The 19,288-nt window shown below is 61.0% G+C and carries 18 protein-coding genes and 1 pseudogene; 8 read left to right on the top strand and 11 right to left on the bottom strand.

Annotation, left to right across the window (positions count from 1 at the left end):
* Positions 1-265: pseudogene (locus tag BLR77_RS21230) on the top strand (IS110 family transposase); the annotation flags it as partial.
* 774 nt (positions 266-1,039) lie between these two features.
* On the opposite strand, the gene BLR77_RS25265 reads toward BLR77_RS21230, so the two are convergent.
* The 4 genes from BLR77_RS25265 to BLR77_RS21215 form a co-directional block, all read right to left on the bottom strand.
* Positions 1,040-1,516: a hypothetical protein gene (locus BLR77_RS25265; protein ID WP_139203060.1), complete on the bottom strand. Its 477-nt coding sequence runs from the start codon at positions 1,514-1,516 to the stop codon at positions 1,040-1,042.
* A 74-nt stretch (positions 1,517-1,590) separates the two neighbouring features.
* Positions 1,591-2,073 carry a hypothetical protein gene (locus tag BLR77_RS21225; protein ID WP_074681538.1) on the bottom strand — a complete coding sequence of 161 codons (483 nt, stop codon included), beginning with the start codon at positions 2,071-2,073 and terminating at the stop codon, positions 1,591-1,593.
* A 407-nt stretch (positions 2,074-2,480) separates the two neighbouring features.
* Positions 2,481-2,723, bottom strand: coding sequence for a hypothetical protein (locus BLR77_RS25260; RefSeq protein ID WP_139203059.1), 243 nt, complete (start codon positions 2,721-2,723; stop codon positions 2,481-2,483).
* A 291-nt stretch (positions 2,724-3,014) separates the two neighbouring features.
* On the bottom strand, positions 3,015-4,013 hold the full coding sequence (locus BLR77_RS21215) for an AraC family transcriptional regulator (RefSeq protein ID WP_074681536.1): 999 nt from the start codon (positions 4,011-4,013) through the stop codon (positions 3,015-3,017).
* A gap of 163 nt (positions 4,014-4,176) precedes the next feature.
* Here BLR77_RS21215 and BLR77_RS21210 point away from each other — a divergent pair, with 163 nt between their 5' ends.
* The 4 genes from BLR77_RS21210 to BLR77_RS21195 all read left to right on the top strand — a co-directional run bounded on the left by BLR77_RS21210 (position 4,177) and on the right by BLR77_RS21195 (position 8,740).
* Entirely contained in the window at positions 4,177-5,316 is a 1,140-nt protein-coding gene (locus BLR77_RS21210) for an acyl-CoA dehydrogenase family protein (protein WP_074681534.1), read from the top strand.
* Positions 5,317-5,418: 102 nt separating this feature from the next.
* Complete coding sequence (locus BLR77_RS21205) at positions 5,419-7,059, top strand: AMP-binding protein (protein WP_074681532.1); 1,641 nt, start codon at positions 5,419-5,421, stop codon at positions 7,057-7,059.
* Positions 7,060-7,095: 36 nt separating this feature from the next.
* On the top strand, positions 7,096-8,277 hold the full coding sequence (locus tag BLR77_RS21200) for a CaiB/BaiF CoA transferase family protein (RefSeq protein ID WP_074681530.1): 1,182 nt from the start codon (positions 7,096-7,098) through the stop codon (positions 8,275-8,277).
* A 55-nt stretch (positions 8,278-8,332) separates the two neighbouring features.
* The gene (locus tag BLR77_RS21195) at positions 8,333-8,740 is read left to right on the top strand and encodes a lysozyme inhibitor LprI family protein (RefSeq protein WP_074681528.1); all 408 of its coding nucleotides are present in this window, start codon (positions 8,333-8,335) and stop codon (positions 8,738-8,740) included.
* Between the two features lie 28 nt (positions 8,741-8,768).
* Here BLR77_RS21195 and BLR77_RS21190 read toward each other — a convergent pair whose 3' ends face one another.
* The 4 genes from BLR77_RS21190 to BLR77_RS21175 all read right to left on the bottom strand — a co-directional run bounded on the left by BLR77_RS21190 (position 8,769) and on the right by BLR77_RS21175 (position 11,480).
* Entirely contained in the window at positions 8,769-9,263 is a 495-nt protein-coding gene (locus tag BLR77_RS21190) for a SprT family zinc-dependent metalloprotease (RefSeq protein WP_074681526.1), read from the bottom strand.
* Between the two features lie 61 nt (positions 9,264-9,324).
* A complete protein-coding gene (locus BLR77_RS21185; protein ID WP_074681524.1) occupies positions 9,325-9,987 on the bottom strand; it encodes a Yip1 family protein in 663 nt (220 codons plus the stop codon).
* A 132-nt stretch (positions 9,988-10,119) separates the two neighbouring features.
* Positions 10,120-10,719 carry a Yip1 family protein gene (locus BLR77_RS21180; RefSeq protein ID WP_074681522.1) on the bottom strand — a complete coding sequence of 200 codons (600 nt, stop codon included), beginning with the start codon at positions 10,717-10,719 and terminating at the stop codon, positions 10,120-10,122.
* Positions 10,720-10,886: 167 nt separating this feature from the next.
* Positions 10,887-11,480: a DNA-J related domain-containing protein gene (locus tag BLR77_RS21175; protein WP_074681520.1), complete on the bottom strand. Its 594-nt coding sequence runs from the start codon at positions 11,478-11,480 to the stop codon at positions 10,887-10,889.
* Between the two features lie 100 nt (positions 11,481-11,580).
* Here BLR77_RS21175 and ttcA point away from each other — a divergent pair, with 100 nt between their 5' ends.
* The 3 genes from ttcA (at position 11,581) to BLR77_RS21160 (ending at position 14,848) form a co-directional block, all read left to right on the top strand.
* Entirely contained in the window at positions 11,581-12,405 is an 825-nt protein-coding gene (gene ttcA, locus BLR77_RS21170) for a tRNA 2-thiocytidine(32) synthetase TtcA (RefSeq protein WP_013716338.1), read from the top strand.
* A 537-nt stretch (positions 12,406-12,942) separates the two neighbouring features.
* Positions 12,943-14,007: a 3-deoxy-7-phosphoheptulonate synthase gene (locus BLR77_RS21165; protein ID WP_074681518.1), complete on the top strand. Its 1,065-nt coding sequence runs from the start codon at positions 12,943-12,945 to the stop codon at positions 14,005-14,007.
* 169 nt (positions 14,008-14,176) lie between these two features.
* Complete coding sequence (locus BLR77_RS21160) at positions 14,177-14,848, top strand: DNA-3-methyladenine glycosylase I (protein WP_074681516.1); 672 nt, start codon at positions 14,177-14,179, stop codon at positions 14,846-14,848.
* Here the strand turns inward: BLR77_RS21160 and BLR77_RS21155 are convergent.
* The 3 genes from BLR77_RS21155 to BLR77_RS21145 all read right to left on the bottom strand — a co-directional run bounded on the left by BLR77_RS21155 (position 14,838) and on the right by BLR77_RS21145 (position 19,261).
* Positions 14,838-15,089 (bottom strand): YheU family protein, encoded by a 252-nt coding sequence (locus BLR77_RS21155; protein WP_074681514.1) that lies wholly within the window; start codon positions 15,087-15,089, stop codon positions 14,838-14,840. The two genes, BLR77_RS21160 and BLR77_RS21155, sit on opposite strands and share 11 nt — an antisense overlap.
* 63 nt (positions 15,090-15,152) lie before the next feature.
* Entirely contained in the window at positions 15,153-17,903 is a 2,751-nt protein-coding gene (locus BLR77_RS21150) for a hybrid sensor histidine kinase/response regulator (protein ID WP_074681512.1), read from the bottom strand.
* 158 nt (positions 17,904-18,061) lie between these two features.
* Complete coding sequence (locus tag BLR77_RS21145; protein WP_074681510.1) at positions 18,062-19,261, bottom strand: osmoprotectant NAGGN system M42 family peptidase; 1,200 nt, start codon at positions 19,259-19,261, stop codon at positions 18,062-18,064.
* Positions 19,262-19,288: the final 27 nt, after the last annotated feature.

Genomic DNA, 19,288 nt, shown 5'->3' with positions numbered 1-19,288 from the left:
CCATATCAGCCGACAGGGCAACGTCTATGTGCGCACGTTATTGATTCACGGTTCGCGAGCGGCCTTGCTGGCGGCCCAGCGATGCCAGTCGCGCACGCCGGAGAAGCTGACCCAACTGCAGCGCTGGGCTGTGCAGACGGCAGCCCGTATCGGTCACAACAAGGCGGCGGTGGCGCTGGCCAACAAACTGGTGCGGATCTGCTGGGCGGTGTGGTGCCACGAGCGGCGCTTCAATGGCAATTGGCAGAGCACAAAGCCCGCCTGACGGCGGGGGTAATCAGTAAGGCGTGGTGGTTTTCTTGTGGTTGTGGTGAGTAGCAGCACTGTCGAAACAGGCGAGTCCTGCAGCGGAGCAAGGCCGATAACAATGATGATCCTGGTGATCGATTGAACGCTTGGCCCCCGCTGCGCGAACTACAGAATGGCCAGGGCGGAAAGCCCAGAACAGGCCGGATATACGAATGCAACCGCGCTGACGACAGGTGCAGAAGAGAAGCTTTGCCCACTACTTGTGGGGAGAGTCCATATACTTTTGTTAGGTGCTCTGCGGACGTGAACGGAGACCGGAAAGTAAAATTACACAGAAACAAATAAAGCAGCATAAATTTATGATGAGCAGCGGAAAGATGAAAGAGGGAACTGCCTCTAAGCCAGACATCATCCGTTGTGTTATGTCGAATGCGTCTTTTAAAAATAACCAAGCAGGTAAGAGCAATAATGCTGCGCTAACCCAATAGCAGGTTTTCAGTGCCCTTGGATGGCGAGAAGGAAGTATGGCTGGCCCCCAAAGTGGTGCTGCCAGTAGAAGTGAAACTAAAAGCCACTGAATGTAAGACTGTGCTGAGTTCGGCTCTGAATCTAGAATCAACCATATTCCGCCGCCAAAATATGTAACCATGCCAATAAAAGTTACAGCGCAGATTAGTAATATTGCACGAGATATTGGGGCCATACTTGCACCTAACGTTTGGTTAAGGGGCCGGCTTTAGTCGGTCCCGAGTGAGCGAAGCGAACGGACTTGAACCACTTGTTAAGCTGGCTACTGCGCCTCTTCGATAATGCTCTTTAAAGCCTTTGTTACGGCGTCGCGGTTTTTTGCTAGTTTAAATTGTTTTGGAAGGCGATTCACCATGGCCCACTTTGAGTTTTGTGGTGAAGGACGATCATGGGCAGAAATATACTCGGCTATGTCTTTTGCGTGATCTTGGCTAAATATTGATACGATTTCGCCGCAAATTATGCGAGAGAAATAGAATTTATAGCCAAAATATGGCTCAAATCCATTGCGGAGGTCAAAGCCTTCAAATTTGCTTTTGAATTTTTCCGATGGCCAAGTTTCTCTGCGCGCGCAGTTTGTACAGATGAACCTTACGTTTGTTGGCTCCCATGGTATTGCATATTTAGCTTCCGCAGTAATTCGGGCATGTCCGCCACAACTTGGGCATACGCAATGAACCTCTCTCAAATAGTCGGTTAAGGTTGCATTGTATTTTCCAGGGTTTTGGACTCTTTTCATAAGGGCCTAACGTTTGGTTAAGGGGCGGGCTTTAGCCCGCCCCAGTGAGCGAAGCGAACGATTTGAACCATTTGTTAAGTGTTTTGCACGCTTTGGCCTGCGAACTGTGACGACTCTTTGCTTAAGCCGCCACCTACGACAATAGCAGCGCTTAAGATTACACAATTTTTAATTATGTATTGACCTTCAAGTGTGAATGCGTAAGGGAATTTGATGAAGCACACATCTGGCAGTATAAATAGCGGTAGTACGGTTCCGAATAGCTGTAAAAATAGCAAGGTTAAGGCAACCCTCAACAGAGGCTTGATGAGAAGGCAAATGCCAATGGCGATTTCCCATAACCCCAGTATGGGTATAAATATATCTGAAGGGAGCCAGGTTATTGTGTTTGTCACTAGGTCGTTCACTGGGCTTAAGCCGAGTGGCTTTAGAGCGCCAAGCCATATGAATATGATCGACAAGGAGTACTTTAGTAGGGTTTGACCATGTTGGTGCATCCATTCTGCAGCAATTTTGTCGCATCTTCCGAAGGTAAAATTTCCTACTTTGAATTCCATGATTTCTTCCTGAAGACACTTAACGTTTGGTTAAGGGGCGGGCTTTAGCCCGTCCCGAACGAGCGAGGCGAGTGACTTGAACCACTAGTTAGGTATGTGGCCACTCTGTATGTATAACTCCTCCGCTATTTGCTACCAAGAACTGCGCAATTTTACGAACAATTTCGGCGGAAGCGGATGAAATTATAAGAACCAATGGATTTTCTGACGCCGTATCTATATCGAGACGTTCGCGAGCTGTGGAGCGACGTATAACTGTAAGCTCTGTCCATTGGCTGTCGTTGGCGTTGTTACTATTGCCATCAGAGTCAAAATCCACTTCACCCCAAAGATAATTAGCTATAGAGGGAAATGGTGGTCGTGGGCCAGGCTCTACAAGGTACAGCGAGAATTTTTCTTCCATATACCTAACGACCGAGGTGAGCGACACGAAGTGTTCGCTCTAGTGAGTTGTTATCCGATGATTTGCACGCGCCCGCGCAACGGGCATGTAAATGCAGGTAAAACTCAAGGGGGCAAAAATCAGAAAACAGCAGCTTCCAGCGAAACCAAACAGCGCTGTTTGCCTTAACAACAGTTAGGCGACAGCGCTGTTTGGTTTCGCTTAATAGCAGATTTTTTGCTTTTTGGTCACCTTGATTCCATGTCATTTACGTTTCCTTACGCCGCTCTAACTATCATTGGGTAACTATTAATTAGACGACATAGCTGTCGCGTTTCACCAAGACACCTGTCGCATAACCTTCCTTGTCGTCCTGTAAGCCCTTGTCTGGCCTGAAGATGCTCGCGGCAAACGCGACAGTACTCAGGAGGAAAAGCGACATGGGAGGAGGGCAAGCTAATCGCCTCTGGCGCAGTGCCGGCAGGCTTGAGTCAGAAGCTAGTGCATGACTGCCTGCTCTGTCCATGTACGAAGTCACGGAGCCTGGCTGCAATGCGCCTTACCCTTCCTGCGCCCGATAGGCCCCTGGCGTCAGCCCCGTCCACTTCTTGAACGCCCGGTGGAAGGCCGAGGGTTCGGAAAAACCGAGCTGCTCGGCGATATCCTGAATCGCCAGTTCGTCGCGGCCCAGGTGGTAGATGGCCAGGTCGCGGCGCAGGTGGTCCTTGAGTTCCTGAAAGCTGGTGCCTTCTTCGCGCAGGTGGCGGCGCAGGGTCTGCGGGCTGCTGTGCAGTTGCTGGGCGACCTGTTCCAGGTCTGGCCAGGTGCGGCAGTCGCGGCCGAGCAGGCGACGAATCTGGCTGATCAGGCTGTCGCCGCCGTCCGGGCGGGCCAGCAGGTCGGCGGGGGAGTGCTCCAGGAATTGCTTGAGCGTGCGTTCGTCCTGTAGCAGCGGCATCGCCAGGTAGCGGGCGTGGAACAGCAGGCTGGTGGCGCCGGCGCAAAAGCGCCGGGTGCAGGGGAACAGCAGTTCGTACTCGGCGCTGTGCTGTGGCTCCGGATAGGTGAAGGTGGCTTCTTCCAGGCGGATGCGCTGGCCGATCAGCCAACTGCCGAGGCGATGCCAGATCACCAGCAGGCTTTCCACCAGAAAATGATCCGGGTCCCACAGGGTGCTGTCGTCCACGCTCAGCCGCGCCCAGTCGCCTTCGCGTTGCAGGCTGATGCCCGGTGCGTCGGGAAACAGGCCGTAGAACATCGCGCCACGGCTCAGGGCTTTTTCCAGGCTGCGGCAGTGGATGATGGCGTGGCCCATCATGGCGAATGTGCCGCGTTTGCTCGGCTGGCGGCCGAAACCCAGGTACTCGTCGTCCAGCGCTTCCCACAGCAGTTGCATGAGCCGGGCGAACTGTTCGGGGGCAATGCGTGCACGCGGCTCGACCAGCACGGCGGGCTGGATGCCGGCCTGACGCAGTATCAGGTCGCAGGCCAGGCCTTGGCGATCGGCACCGCGCAGGGCGGCGCGGACGAAGTGGCTGGCGATGGTGCGTTCGCGCATGCTGGGTTTCCGATAGCGAGGGTGGTCGATGGTAGGCAACTGCTCGTGACCAGAGCAAGCCAGCCGAGCGAATGGGTCAACCGAGGCTGAGCGCATGGGTCATTGAGGCGTGGCGGGGCGGCACTTAACCTCGGTGCCATAACAACAGCGGAGGACCCGCCTCATGCAACGTAACCATTTCGACACCGAGCACAACCTGTTCCGCGATGCCTTCGCGGCGTTTCTGGACAAGGAGGTGGTGCCCCATCAGGAGGCCTGGGAAGAGGCTGGTGTGGTGGACCGCAGCGTGTGGCGCAAGGCCGGCGAGATGGGTTTTCTGCTACCCTGGGCGGATGAGGAGTATGGCGGCGCGGGGCTCAAGGATTTTCGCTACGAGCAGATCATGTGCGAGGAGCTGGCGCGCATCAACGAGCCCGGTTTCATGATCCCGCTGCACTCGGCGCTGTGCGGCCCCTATATCGCCGAGTACGGCACTGCCGAGCAGAAGGCGCGTTTGCTGCCGGGCATCATCAGCGGCGAGACCATCCTCGCCGTGGCGATGACCGAGCCTTCGGCCGGCTCCGATCTGGCCGGCATGCGCACCACGGCGGTGGACAAGGGCGAGCACTGGCTGCTCAACGGCTCCAAGGTGTTCATCTCCAACGGCTACCTGGCCGATGTGGTGATCGTCGCGGCCAAGACCGATCCGGCCAACAAGCACGCCATGGGCCTGTTCCTGGTCGAACGCGGCATGCCCGGTTTCGAGCGTGGCAAGAAGCTGAAGAAGCTCGGCATGCACAGCCAGGACACCGCCGAGCTGTTCTTCAACGACGTCAAGGTGCCCAAGGAAAACCTGTTGGGCGATGCCAAGGGCGGCTTCTTCTACCTGATGAACATGCTCGCCCAGGAACGCCTGACCAATGCCTGCGGCGCGGTGGCCGGCGCCGAGGCGGCGCTGCAGACCACCATCGATTACGTGAAGGAGCGCCAGGCCTTCGGCCGCCCGGTGGCGCACTTCCAGAACACCCGCTTCAAGCTGGCGGAAATGCGCACGCAGATCGACGTGGCACAGGTGTTCACCGATCGCTGCGTGATGGACCACAACCAGAAGCAGCTCACCCCCGAAGTGGCGGCCGAAGCCAAGCTGTTCACCACTGAACTGCTCGGCAAGGTGGTGGACGAAGGCGTGCAGCTGCATGGCGGCTGGGGGTACATGTGGGAATACCCGATCTGCAAGATGTACGCGAATGCGCGTATTCAGCGCATCTTCGCCGGCACGTCGGAAATCATGAAGGAGATCATCAGTCGCGGGATGAAGCTGTAGGTTTCCGCGCCATGACGGCATTAACAGGCTGTTGAGGTCTATCGTCATAGCGCGCTCACCGTGATGAGCAGGAGCCCTATAACAACAGAAGGCGCTTACCCCATGACCCTGCAACTGCCGCTCGAACGCTTCAACCACTGGCTGGATCGGCAGCCCGATGCCATCTGGCTGCGTCAGCCAGTCGATGGCGTCTGGCATGACTACAGCTGGCGCCAGGTCGACGATCAGGCGCGGCGACTGGCCAGCGCGCTGCTGGCGTTGGGCTGCGTGCCAGGCGAGCGCGTCGCCTTGCTGGCGAAGAACTGCGCCGAATGGTTCATCAGCGATCTGGCCATCCAGCATGCCGGGCTGATCAGCGTGCCGCTGTATCCGCTGCAGGCACCGGAGCAGATCGCCTATGTGCTGGAGCATGCCGGCTGCAAGGTGATTCTGCTGGGCAAGCTGGATGAGCCGGACAAGCTGGCCAGCGGCATCGCGGCGCATATCACCCGCATCGCCATGCCTTATCCGACCATGGCCGCCGAGCATCAATGGCAGACCTTGCTGGCGGCGCATGAGCCGCTGCTCGGCGCGCATCTGCAGCGTGGTGAGGATCTGCTGTCGATTCTCTACACCTCTGGCACTACCGGGCAGCCCAAGGGCGTGATGCTCTCGGCCCATGCCATGGCGTTCTCTGCAGCCAACGCCACGGCGGAGCTGAACATGACGCCGCAGGATCAGTTCTTCTCCTACCTGCCGCTTTCGCATGCGGCCGAGCGCTTTCTGGTGGAGTTCAACAGCCTCTATTGCGGTGCGCCGGTGGCCTTCGTCGAGTCGCTGGAGACGTTTGCCAGCGACCTGCGCCAGGTGCGTCCGACCGTGTTCTTCTCGGTACCACGACTGTGGACGCGCTTTCAGCAGGGCGTGCTGGAGAAACTGCCGGCGCACAAGCTCGACCGCCTGCTGCGCATTCCGCTGCTTGGGCGTCTGGTGGCGCGCAAGGTGCGCGCGGGGCTGGGGCTGGATCGCGCGCGCATTCTGGTGTCCGGTGCGGCGGCGATTTCCACCGGGCTGCTGGAGTGGTATCGGCGTCTGGGCATGACCATCTGCGAGGGCTACGGCATGACCGAGCACTTCGCCTACGGTTGTTTCAATCGCCCCGGGCAGGTGCGCTTCGGCACTGTGGGCAGGCCAATGCCGCATCTGGAGGTGCGCATCGATGCCAGCGGCGAGATCCTGCTGCGCAGCGAGACGCTGATGCAGGGCTATTACCGTGAGCCGGAGAAGACCGCCGAGACGCTCAAGGATGGCTGGTTGCACACAGGTGATCGCGGCCAGTTGGACGAGGCGGGCTACCTGCGCATCACCGGGCGGGTCAAGGACATCTTCAAGACCAGCAAGGGCAAGTACGTAGCGCCGGCACCCATCGAGGGCGAGATCGCCAAGAGTCACTGGGTCGAGCAGGTGTGCCTGATGGGCAGCAATCTCGATCAACCGCTGGCGCTGATCGAACTCTCGCCCGCTGCCCGCCAGCAACCACGCGAGATGCTCGAACAGTCTCTTTCCGAGCACTTGCACGCAGTCAATCAAAGGCTCGAGGCGCACGAGCGCGTCAGTCATTTCTATCTGGTCAGCGAGGCCTGGACGGTGGATAACGGCAGCATGACGCCGACCATGAAAATTCGCCGCAATGTGCTGGAGATACGTTATGCCGAGGCTATTGCCGCTATGCCCGGTGATGCTGTCATCGTCTGGGAGCGTTGATTCGCCCTGTGCCATTTTTTGTAATCTGGAGTCGCCATGTCCGGCCCGTTGTCATCGCTGAAGGTTCTCGATTTTTCCACGCTGCTGCCGGGACCGTTCGCGTCACTGCTGCTGGCAGACATGGGCGCCGACGTGCTGCGGGTAGAGTCACCCACGCGCATGGATCTGGTGCGCGTGCTGCCGCCGCACGATGGCGGAACCTCCACCAGCCACGCCTACCTCAACCGCAACAAGCGCAGCATCGCGCTCGATCTCAAGCGTCCCGAGGCGGTCGAGGTAGTCAGGCAGCTGGTGAGCGAGTACGACATCGTGCTCGAGCAGTTCCGCCCCGGTGTGATGGACAAGCTGGGCGTCGGCTACGAGGCGCTCAAGGCGATCAATCCACGGCTGATCTACGTGTCGATCACCGGTTACGGCCAGAGCGGACCTTATCGGGATCGCGCCGGCCACGATATCAACTACCTGGCGCTGGCCGGCATCGCCAGCTACACCGGGCGTCAGGACCGCGGTCCGCTGCCGCTTGGCGTGCAACTGGCCGACCTGGCCGGTGGCTCGCTGCATGGTGTGATCGGCCTGCTTGCGGCCGTGGTGCAGCGCCAGGTCACCGGCCTGGGCCAGCAGGTCGATGTGAGCATGACCGACTGCGCCTTCAGCCTGCATGGCATGGCCGGGGCCGGCTATCTCGGTAGCGGTGTGGAGCCCGGCATGGAAAACCAGGCGCTCAACGGCGGCAGCTTCTATGACTACTATCGCACCCGCGATGGCCGCTGGTTCTCCGTCGGCAGCCTGGAACCGCAGTTCATGCAGCAGTTCTGTGCCGCCATTGGCCGACCCGAGCTGGCGGCGCGTGGCCTGTCGCAAAAGCCCGAGGATCAGCGTGCGCTCAAGCGCGAGATCGAGATCGAATTCGAGAAGCGCGACTTCGCCGAGTGGTGTGAAGTCTTCAGCGAGCTGGACGCTTGCGTCGAACCCATGCTGCCGCTGTCCGAGGCGGTCGAGCATCCGCAGGTCAAGGCGCGTGGACTGGTGGTCGAGGTGCCGCGCGAAGGCTTGCCGGCGCAGGCGCAACTGGCCTGCCCGCTGAGGTTCTCCGACGGCTTGCCTCCACCCCGGCATGTCGGTACGGCTGTCGGCGCGCATACCGAGCAGGTGCTGGTCGAACTGGGTTATGACGCCGAACGAATCGCCGCGCTGCGCGAGGCGCGGGTGTTCGGTTGAAGCGAGCGAGGCGCCCGCTTAGGATGGGCGCCTTTATCGCAGTGGAGCGTCAGGCATGAAAGGAATCGCAGGGATGGCGCCAGGCGTCGTGGGCTGGATCTTGGCGATGGGCATGGCCGTCGCCCTGGCACCCGTGCACGCCACCGAGGATTCGGAAGATCCCTGCCAGCAGGGCAGCGCCATGGCGGCCTTCATGTGCCAGGGGCCGGTGTGGAAGGCTGCCGAGCAGGAGCTGCAAGGCACTTATGATCGCGTGATGGCCTCACTCAAGCAGTATGACCCGACACTCGCTGCCGAGCTGCGCGATGCCCAACGGCTGTGGATCAAGCTCCGCGAGCAGGATTGCAGCCTGTACGCCCGCAACCGCGTGCAAGGTTCGCCCTGGACCGGGTTCTGGGAGTCGGAGTGCCAGGCGGAGCAGGCGCGTGTGCGCACCGAGTGGTTGAAATCATTCGAAGGTTAGCGACCGCTGTCGGTGCGCTGGCGCCGGATCATTCCCGGCGATGCTCGCCGGTGAAGTGCAAGGTCGCCTTGCAGCGCCGGCAGTAATAGCGACGCCCCTTGGCCACCAGCGCATGACGCTGAGCCGAGAAGGGAAATTCGCCATCCACGCAGCTGCAGCGGTAGATGAAGCGGTTGACCTGGCGTCGCTCGACTTCGTAGCTGTGGCAGCGATGCGGCGGCAGTTCGTAGACGCCGCGCATGATCAGTTGCCATTCCTCGCCATGCGGCTGAATGCGCGGGCCGAACAGCTGGTGGGCGATCATGTGGGCGACCTCATGAGGCACCGTCTGGCGCAGGAAATCCTCATGATTGGCCCGGTACAGCTGCAGGTTGAAGCGCAGCTTGTTTTCCGTCAGGTGCGCAACGCCCGCCTTCTGCCCGCGCAACTTGAAGCTGATTTCGGGGCGGGCAAAACGTTGCTTGAAGAAGGCTTCGGCCTGCTGGTAGCAGGCTTCGACGCGGGTGTGAATCTGTTCAGGCATGGACAGGCGCAGGTACTGACTGAGCGCCGATTATGCCGTAAGCGGCGCGCCTGCGCAGGTATCACTCGTCTCCTGGCGCCTGCATTCGCTCCTGCTGGGTGCCGCGGCTCTGGTCTTGCTGCACGGTGCGCTGATATTCCGGCTCCAGGGTGTAGGTCCAGAACAGAATCATGCTGACCAGAATGGTCACGATCACCAGCAGGCCGACGCCAACCATCGACGAGGCATAGAGAAAACCCTGCTGGTTGTCGATGCGCATGAAGCGCGGCAGGCCGACGTAGATCAGGTAGCAGGCATGTGCGCAGGCCAGCAGCAATACGCCTACAGCCAGCCAACGCGCAGGGTAGAGGGCTGAGATACCGGCCAAAAAGAAGGGGGTGCAGGCATAGGCGATGAAGCCGATGCACTGGTTGAAGGTGGGCCTGGCCTCGAAGGTGCGCGACATGTAGCGCAAGAAGAAGCCCATGATGAATACGCCGATCAACGTCGCCAGATACAGCAGCACGCTCAGTTGCAATGCGCTTATCGCTTCCAGGCGGATGCGTTCTTCGTCTACCAGGCTCCAGCCCACCCAATGGGTGCCGATGAACAGGCACACCGCCGGCAGCAGGTTGAAGAGCAGCAGGTAGGGCACATAGCCGGCGCTGTTGTGTTCCTCGTCCTGGCGAATGGCCGTCCAGGCACGATCCGGGCGGGTGAGAAGGGTATAGAGGTTCGCATACATGGGATGACCATCCGCTTGACTGCCTTTAAATGTCGGGCAGCCATCACGGCGTAGGGTTCAACCCAAATTTCCTGGTGCATGACGGGCAACAAAAGGCCGCCCGGAGGCGGCCTGTGGGTTAGCTGCTGACTATCAGCTGGTATAGACCGGGCCGACGCCCATGCCCCAGAGAATGACCGAGCTGGCGATCATCGCCACCAGCACCACCAGTCCGACCGCCAGTACCGAGCTGGAGAACATGAAGCCTTCATCCTCGGGAATGTTCATGAAGGTCGGTATGCCAACGTAGAGCAGGTAAACGGTGTAGCAGATCGCGATCGTGCCCACGACCATGCCCAGCCACAGGTGCGGATAGAGCGCTGCGAGACCTCCAATGAATAATGGGGTGGCGGTGTAGGCCGCGAATACCACGCACTGGGTCAGACTGGGATTGGCGTCGTAGGTACGTGCCATCCAGTGGATGAAGGCGCCCATTACGGCTACTCCGGCGAGCATCGCCAGGTAGGACATGATGGTCATCACCATCGCACTGCCTTCGGTAAGCATTACCGGTGCTCGGTCACCAATCGCCCAGCCAACCTGGGTGGTGCCGATATAGGCTGAAATGGCGGGAATAGCCGCAAGAATCAGCACATGGGTCAGATACATGTGGCTGATGGATTCTTCCTCGCCACGGATTTCTTGCCATTCTTGATCGGGATGGGTGAAGAGCCCCCAAACGTGGTGGATCATGCCAGACACCTCCTCTTTCTTATTGCGGTCGCCCCCCAGCGAACGCCCGGCGCACGTGTACAGCGCCACCGGGTGTCAGGCCAATTCGATGCGACCTTATGTCGCAGTATAGGCAGGGCTTGGAGCAGGCGTGGTGTCTGGCTTTAGAGCAAATCGCTCTCTAGAGATCAGCGGTAATAGCGCTCAAGAATTTCCATGGCCAGGTTAATCGACTGCAACCGCTCTGTGCTGCCGCCTCGGTCCGGATGATGCTCGCTGACCATTTGTCGGTAGCGCAGCTTGATTCGTGGCAGGTCGAGCGTCCGTTCATCGGCCAGTTCGAACAGCTCCAGCGCAGCCTGCTTCTCTTCGCCGCCCTGCATGCGCGTCCAGAAGCTGGTGAGCAGACGCTCGACGTCGCGTTCGTCGGTGTCACGCAGGTGACTCATGTCCAGATAGTAGTCACGCAGTCCGTCGCGCTCACTGAGCGCCGCGTTGCCTGGCTGATAGGGCAGCAGGCGGATACACAGCGGGCTGATCTGCAACTGATGGCTCTGCTGCTCCCATAGCTGTTCACGCAGGCGGTAAAGGGCGTTGAACAGCAGGAAATGAGTGCGAAACAGCACCAGTTTGTCGGCCAGAGGCAGATTGGGAATGTGGCCGCTGTGGCCGTCTTTCAGTTGCTGGATCAGGGTGTATTCGGCAATGCCGTCGGGAGCGGCCTGCAGCAGTTGCAGTACCTGCTCGGCGAGGTCCTGGTTGGGGTCGAGGTCGTCGTTCATCGGCCGAGACTAGCATTTAGTTGCCGGTGGGGTGGGGGCGCGGCGCCATTGTGCGTAAAATGTCGCGCTTTCGTTCCCACCCCTCGGATTTCGACGCACCATGGGCACCCTCTCGGTCAACCAGAACAAACTGCAGAAGCGCATTCGCCGCCTGGCCGGCGAAGCCATCACCGACTTCAATATGATCGAGGATGGCGACAAGGTGATGGTCTGCCTGTCCGGCGGCAAGGACAGCTACACCATGCTCGACGTGCTGCTCTACCTGCAGAAGGTGGCGCCGATCAAGTTCGAGATCGTCGCGGTGAACATGGACCAGAAGCAGCCTGGCTTCCCCGAGCATGTGCTGCCGGCGTACCTGGAATCCATCGGCGTGCAGTACCACATCATCGAGAAGGACACCTACTCGGTGGTGAAGGAGAAGATCCCCGAGGGCAAGACCACCTGCTCGCTGTGCTCGCGCCTGCGTCGTGGCACCCTGTACACCTACGCCGATGAGATCGGCGCGACCAAGATGGCCCTGGGGCATCACCGCGACGATATCCTGGAAACCTTCTTCCTCAACATGTTCTATGGCGGCACGCTCAAGGCCATGCCGCCCAAGCTGCTGTCCGACGATGGCCGCAACGTGGTGATCCGCCCGCTGGCCTACTGCGCCGAGGCCGATATCGAGGCTTACAGCCAGCTCAAGGAATTCCCCATCATCCCGTGCAACCTGTGCGGTTCGCAGGAGAACCTGCAACGTCAGGTGGTCAAGGAGATGCTGCAGGAGTGGGAGCGCAAGAGCCCGGGCCGCGTCGAGATCATGTTCCGCGCGCTGCAGAACGTGCACCCCTCGCAACTGGCCGACCGCAACCTCTTCGACTTCAAGAGCCTGAAGATCGACGACAGCGCCACGCCGCGCTTCCTCGATGTGATGAGCCTGTAAGAGATCGCGGCTAAAGCCCCTCCCACGGTTCGAGTCGCGTGTGGGAGGGGCTTTAGCCGCGACGGTTTCGCTCCTCCACGCGACGCTTGCCAGGCCGCAAAGGCCTGGAGTATGGTTCGGCCATCGCTTTGGAGAATTTCATGTCCGCCAGTCTCAAGTCCCTGTCCATGCTGCAAACCGGTGCCTCGCGCGCTGCGTTGGCGCGTGCGCAGTCGGGCGTGGCGGCGGCGTATTATTTCTTTGGGTATTGGTTTAGCCACAGGCGCGCCTGATACCCCACAGGCGGCCTGAGACAACAGGGTCGCCACCAGAGACGTTTTCCAGAAAACCCCCGGTCGGCAACCCGACCGGGGGTTTTGTTTTTTCCGGCCGAAAAACGGCCAAACACTTAGAGGATGTGCAGATGAACCGTTACCAGAACTATTACCGCAACGACTGGCGATTTAGCAGCGTCACCACCGCCCTGACACCTTTGCAACGAACACTCAGCTAGCGCCGCCGCGGCATCGACCGCGCCGGCCAAGGAACCGCCAGATCATGAATGCATCCGTCTCCGCTCAACTCGCTTCCAGCGTTACCGCCATCGCCCGCCGCAGCGCCCAGCCGCTGCCCAGCCCCGCCGTTCTGCGCCAACGCCTGCCGCTGCCCGGTGCACTTGCCGAGACCATCGCCGCTGACCGCGACGCCATCCGCGCCGTACTCGATGGTCGCGACTCGCGCCTGCTGGTGGTGGTCGGCCCCTGTTCCCTGCATGACCGCGCTTCGGCCCTCGAATACGCCGAGCGCCTGGCCGAGCTGGCGCCGCAGGTCGACGATCAACTGCTGCTGGTGATGCGCGCCTACGTGGAAAAACCACGTACCACCGTGGGCTGGAAGGGGCTGCTGTACGACCCACATCTGGACGGTAGCGGCGATATGGCCGAAGGCCTGCGGCAGTCGCGGCAATTGATGCTGGATATCCTCGCTCGTGGCCTGCCGCTGGCCACCGAACTGCTGCAGCCGATGGCCGCCGGCTACTTCGACGATCTGCTTGGCTGGGCGGCGATTGGCGCACGCACCAGCGAGTCACAGGTGCATCGCGAGATGGTCAGTGGCCTGGATCTGCCGGTGGGCTTCAAGAACGGCACCGACGGCAGCGTCGCTATCGCCTGCGACGCCATGCGTTCGGCGGCGCATGCGCATCAGCATTTCGGCATCGATGACCTTGGTCACCCGGCGCTGTTGCATACCGCCGGCAACCCGGACACCCATCTGGTGCTGCGCGGTGGTCACGGCGCGCCGAACCACGACGCCGTCAGCGTCGCCGCCGCACGTGAGGCGCTGCAGCGCCAGGGCATCGCGCCGCGCATCATGGTCGACTGTAGCCATGCCAACAGCGGCAAGGACCCTTTGCGTCAGCCTGCGGTGCTGGAGAGCGTGATCGAGCAGCGCCTGGCCGGGGATACCAGCCTGCGCGGGGTGATGCTGGAGAGCCACTTGTTCGACGGTTGTCAGGCGCTCACTGGCGATCTGCGTTACGGCGTATCGATCACCGATGGCTGCCTGGGCTGGAGCGGCACCGAGGCGGCGCTGCGCCAGGCAGCCGAGCAGTTGCGCGGGTGAGAGTAGGCGGGCGGCGCTGTGGTGTAGGAGCCGCGCCTCGCGGCGAATGTGCTCAGGCCTGAGGCGCAGAGGCAAAGCGCTTCGCCCCGGGGCGGGGCTCCTACAGGACTTGTACTCGGGGGCTTACTGCGTGCAGGCTCTGTCGTCCGTTTCATGAAGGGATCGATTCATGCGTGATTACAAGTGGCTGCACGAGTTCTGCCTCAACCGTTTCGGCTCGGCGAAGGCGTTGGAAGCCATGTTGCCGCAGCCGCGCAGCGACGCCGAACTGCGTGCGCTGAGTGACGACCGCTACTTGTCGCTGATCAGCCTGCGTATCTTCCGCGCCGGGCTCAAGCACAGCCTGGTGGATGCCAAGTGGCCGGCGTTCGAGGAGGTGTTCTTCGGCTTCGACCCGGAGAAGGTGGTGCTGATGGGCGCCGAGCGCCTGGAGAACCTGATGCAGGATGCGCGGCTGATTCGCCACCTGGGCAAGCTGAAAAGCGTGCCGCGCAACGCTCAGTTCATTCTCGACGTGCGTCGTGAGAAAGGCAGTTTCGGCGCGCTGATCGCCGATTGGCCGGTCAGTGACATCGTCGGGTTGTGGAAGTATCTGGCCAAGCATGGCAGTCAACTTGGCGGTCTGTCGGCGCCGCGCTTCCTGCGCATGGTGGGCAAGGACACCTTCGTCCCCACCGATGACATGGTCGCCGCGCTCAAGGCTCAGGGCGTGATCGACAAGGCCCCGACCAGTCTGAAAGACCTGGCTGCCGTGCAGGCGGCGTTCAATCAATGGCAGGTCGAAAGCGGCCGGCCGCTGTGTCAGCTATCGGTGATGTTGGCGCACACCGTCAATCACTGAGGCTGTCGTTGAGGGCGTCCAGCCATTCCTTGGGTACGTCACGTTTCATCGCCAGTTGGCACTGCTGGCTGTCAGGGTCGAAGACGATCACCGCCTCGCCCTTGTCCAGGGCGCGGCGTACGCGCTGCACGCGGGTTTCCAGTGGGGTTTCGTCACCGTTATCGGTACCGTCGCGGGTCACGAAATCTTCGATCAGGGCGGTGAGGGTGTCGGCTTGCAGCAGGTCAGCGGGGATCAACACGGTCAATGGCTCCAGTGGTTGGCGCCGATGATAGAGCCAAAGCGCACCGTGCCGCGAGCACCCTCAGTGCACCATGCCGGGCCGTTTGAGGTGACGTTCCAGCGTGCTGTAGAGCAGCCCGCTATCCAGCGGTTTACCGAGAAAGTCGTCCATGCCGGCGTCCAGGCCATGCTGGCGGTGCTCTTCGAGGATATGCGCGGTCAGCGCGATGATGGGCACGGCGGTGAGTTGCTGGCTGCGCTCCAGGCGGCGGATCTGCCGGGTGGCTTCGAAACCGTCCATCACCGGCATCTCGCAATCCATCAGGATCAAGTGCACGGCGGCCGGGTCGCGGCCGTATTCATCCACCGCCGCCTGGCCGTCGGTTACCAGGCGCACGCTGTAGCCTCGTTTTTTCAAAAAGCCCTGAACCACCAGCTGGTTCACCGGGTTGTCTTCTGCCACCAGAATGCAGGGGGCGTCGCTGTCGTCGCTGCGTATTTCTCTGACCAACTGATGTACCTGTGCTCTGGGTTCTTCATACAGCCCGTTCAGGGCCTGACGCAGGGCATTGATCGCCGCCGGCTGGGCCAGGTGTTGCAGGCGCAGGCCAAGGCTCGCCGGCAGTTGCTGGCAGGCCTCGGGCGGGCAGACCAGCAGTACCCGCTGTTGCGCCTGCAGCTTGGGTCTGAGTGAATCGAGCCAGTGGTTGACGCTACCTGGCCATGGCGCCATCAGTACCAGCAGCGGCGGTGCCGTGAAATCCTCCAGGTAGTCCTGCAGGCGCTCCGGTGTCTGGCAGCGCTCGGTACGCATGCCCCAGCGTCCGAGCAGGCGGCTCATGGCATCCAGGCCCAGGCCATCGAGCGAGGCGAGCAGGGCCGTGCGTCCGGCCAGCAGGCGGCTGAGCTCGTCGGCCGTTTCCTGTTCGGCAAGCAGCGGCATGTCGAAGGCGAAGCGAGTGCCCTGGCCCAGGGTGCTCTGCACTTCGATTCTACCGCCCATCATCTCCACCAGCTCCTTGCTGATGGCCAGCCCCAGACCGCTGCCGCCATAACGGCGGGTGGTGCTGGAATCGCCCTGAGCGAAGGATTCGAACAATTGCGCCAGCGCCTGCTCACTGATACCGATGCCACTGTCGCTGACGGCGATCACCAGATGCGGCCTGCCATGGCTGTCACTGCGGCGGCTGACGCTGACCGCCACATGGCCTTCGGCGGTGAACTTAAGAGCGTTGCTGAGCAGGTTCATCAGCACCTGCTTGAGCCGCGTCGGGTCACCCTGAATGCGTCGTGGCACGCCGTTTTCCAGGCTGATGTAGAGGCGCAGGCGCTTGTCCAGGGCCTGGCCGGTGAACAGGCTGAGCGTCTCGGAAATCATCTCTTCAAGATCGAACTCGATCTGCTCCAGGCTGAGCTTGCCGGATTCGATACGGGCGTAGTCGAGGATGTCGTTGATCACCGCCATCAACGAACTGCCGGAGCTGGAAATGGTGTCGACGTAGAAGCGCTGGCTGCGATCCAGAGGCGTTTCGCGCAGCAGCTGCAGCATGCCCAGCACGCCGTTGAGCGGAGTGCGGATCTCGTGGCTCATCTTGGCCAGGAAGCGGCTCTTGGCCTGGTTCTCGAAGGCGGCTTGCTCGGCCGCACGGCGTGACTGGAAGCCTTCTTCCTTGAGCAGGTTGATACGGTCGGCAAGACCGATGGACAGGGTGATCAGCTCGATGGTCACGCCGATCTTCACCACCGTGGCGCCGAATACGCCAAACACTTCAAGGCCCAGCGAGCCGGTGGTGGCCTGGATGAAGGCGAACAGCAGGATGGCCCAGGCCAGGGTGTAGTAGGAGCCATAGCGCACGCCGCGACGCCACACGTAGATGCCGGTCAGCAGCAGGATCAGCGAGACCAGGGACACGGTGACGCTGGCCAGGATGTTCCAGGCGGCGAAGCCGATCAGCGGTACTGACAGCAGGCAACCGACGCAGATCAGCATCAGCAAACGCAGGCCGGTATCCAGGCGCGGGAAATACTGGCGTGCATGCAGGAAATGGCGGCTGAACTGGATGGCCGTGAGGCAGTGCAGGTACATCAGGATGTAGATGCTGACCGACTGAAACGCCACGTGTTCAGGTAGCAGCTTGAACAGCATGCCGTCGAAGCAGGCGGCGAGCAGGCCAACGTTGAGGTTGTAGGCCAGGTACCAGAGATAGGCCGATTCGCGGAGCGACAGGTAGAGGAACAGGTTGTAGCAGAACATGGCGAACAGCACGCCGTAGAACGCGCCGTTGAAGCCCATCAGGTTCTCCTGCGCCGCCGCGCTGGCGCCGTAGGTGGCGAAGAACAGCGGCACGAACACCGTGCTGCTGGTTTCCACACGGATCAGCAGGGTGTTGACGCCAGGCTCCAGCTGCATGGGGAACCAAAAGTTGCGCACCTGCACCGGCCGCTGGGAGAAGGCAAAGCTGTCGCCGCTTTCCTGTTCCAGATGCGTGCCGTCGGGGCCGATCAGGTGAACCTGGAGGTGATCGAGCAGCGGATAGTTGACTTCGAGATAGCCGCCCAGCTCATGGTCCAGAGCATTGACCAGGCGAGCCTTGAACCACCATACGGATGCGTTCTTGCCAAGGTTGGCGTGTTCGCCGCCGGGTTTGCGGAAGGCATCGTCATCCAGGGCTCGCACCTGCTCGACGCTGAGGGTGCCGTCCACGTCTTCGTAATAACCGGTGTACGGGCCCAGGGATAGGCGCAGGTCGTCGCTGTCCAGCGGCGCAGGTGCAAGGGCCCAACTTGGGCAGGCAAGCCAGAACAGCAATAAGGCCAGACAAAGGCGAGGCATCCGTGAACCTCAGAGGGCCATGGGAAATGGCCGGGAGTCATGTTCAACGTCGCTTGGCGACGGCCCGAAGGTTGGCCACTGACTGCAGGCCAGAAAAAGGGGAGCTGATGCTCCCCTGTCGTCCTTTTGTGTCACTTTGCCTTTATGCGCTGCAGCCTTCAAGCGTCCCGATCATGTTGCCCGACCAGGCTGTCCACAGGTGGGACGCGGGTATCGCTTTCCATCTGCGCATCGTGCTCCAGCTGATGGCTGAAACGCTCCAGCGAACCCTGTGCCGGCTGCGCGTCACTGGCGAATACCGGTGGGCTCATCATGTAGGCGGTGAGCAGGCGGCTGAGTGCCTTGAGGCTGTCGATGTGGGTACGTTCGTAGCCATGGGTGGCGTCGCAGCCAAAGGCCAGCAGCGCGGTACGAATGTCGTGGCCGGCGGTGACCGCCGATTGCGCGTCGCTGTGGTAGTAGCGGAACAGGTCGCGCCGTACCGGTACTTCCTGTTCGGCCGCCAGGCGCAGCAACTGGCGTGACAGGTGATAGTCATAGGGGCCGCCTGAGTCCTGCATGGCCACGCTGACGGCGTGCTCGCTGGACTGCTGACCCGGTGCGACCGGGGCGATGTCGATGCCGACGAACTCGCTGACATCCCAGGGCAGGGCGGCGGCGGCGCCGGAACCGACCTCCTCGGTGATGGTGAACAGCGGGTGGCAATCGATCATCGGTTGCAGGTTGTGATCACGAATCGCCTTGAGTGACGCCAGCAGCGCGGCGACGCCAGCCTTGTCGTCGAGATGACGGGCGCTGATATGGCCGCTCTCGGAAAACTCCGGCAGCGGATCGAAGGCGACGAAATCACCGACGCAAACGCCGAGTGAATCGCAATCGGCGCGGGTGGCGCAGTAGGCGTCCAGGCGCAGTTCGACGTGATCCCAGCTTATCGGCATGGTGTCTACGGCGGTGTTGAAAGCATGCCCCGAGGCCATCAGGGGCAGTACGCTGCCGCGAATCACGCCATTGTCGGTGAACAGGCTGACGCGGCTGCCCTCGGCGAAACGGCTCGACCAGCAGCCTACCGGCGCCAGGCCGAGACGACCGTTGTCCTTGATCTCGCGAACGATGGCGCCAATGGTGTCCAGGTGCACGGAAACGGCGCGGTCGAAACGCTCGTATTCGCTCTGGCGCCCGCGCAGGGTGGCGCGGATGGTGCCGCGGCGGGTCAGCTCGAAGGGAATTTCCAGCTCTTCGAGGCGTTCGGCGACGTAACGCACGATGGTGTCGGTAAAGCCGGTGGGGCTGGGGATGGCAAGCATCTCCAGCAGCACCTTCTGCATGTAGTCGAGATCGGGTTCAGGTAGTTGTTGCATGCAAGCTCCTCGGCGTTGGGGTTTCCC

It is taken from the genome of Ectopseudomonas alcaliphila, from assembly GCF_900101755.1.
In the GTDB taxonomy this organism is placed as follows: Bacteria; Pseudomonadota; Gammaproteobacteria; order Pseudomonadales; family Pseudomonadaceae; genus Aquipseudomonas; species Aquipseudomonas alcaliphila.
The sequence above is the reverse complement of the archived record's forward strand: the minus strand, read 5'-3'. Positions and strand labels throughout refer to the sequence as shown.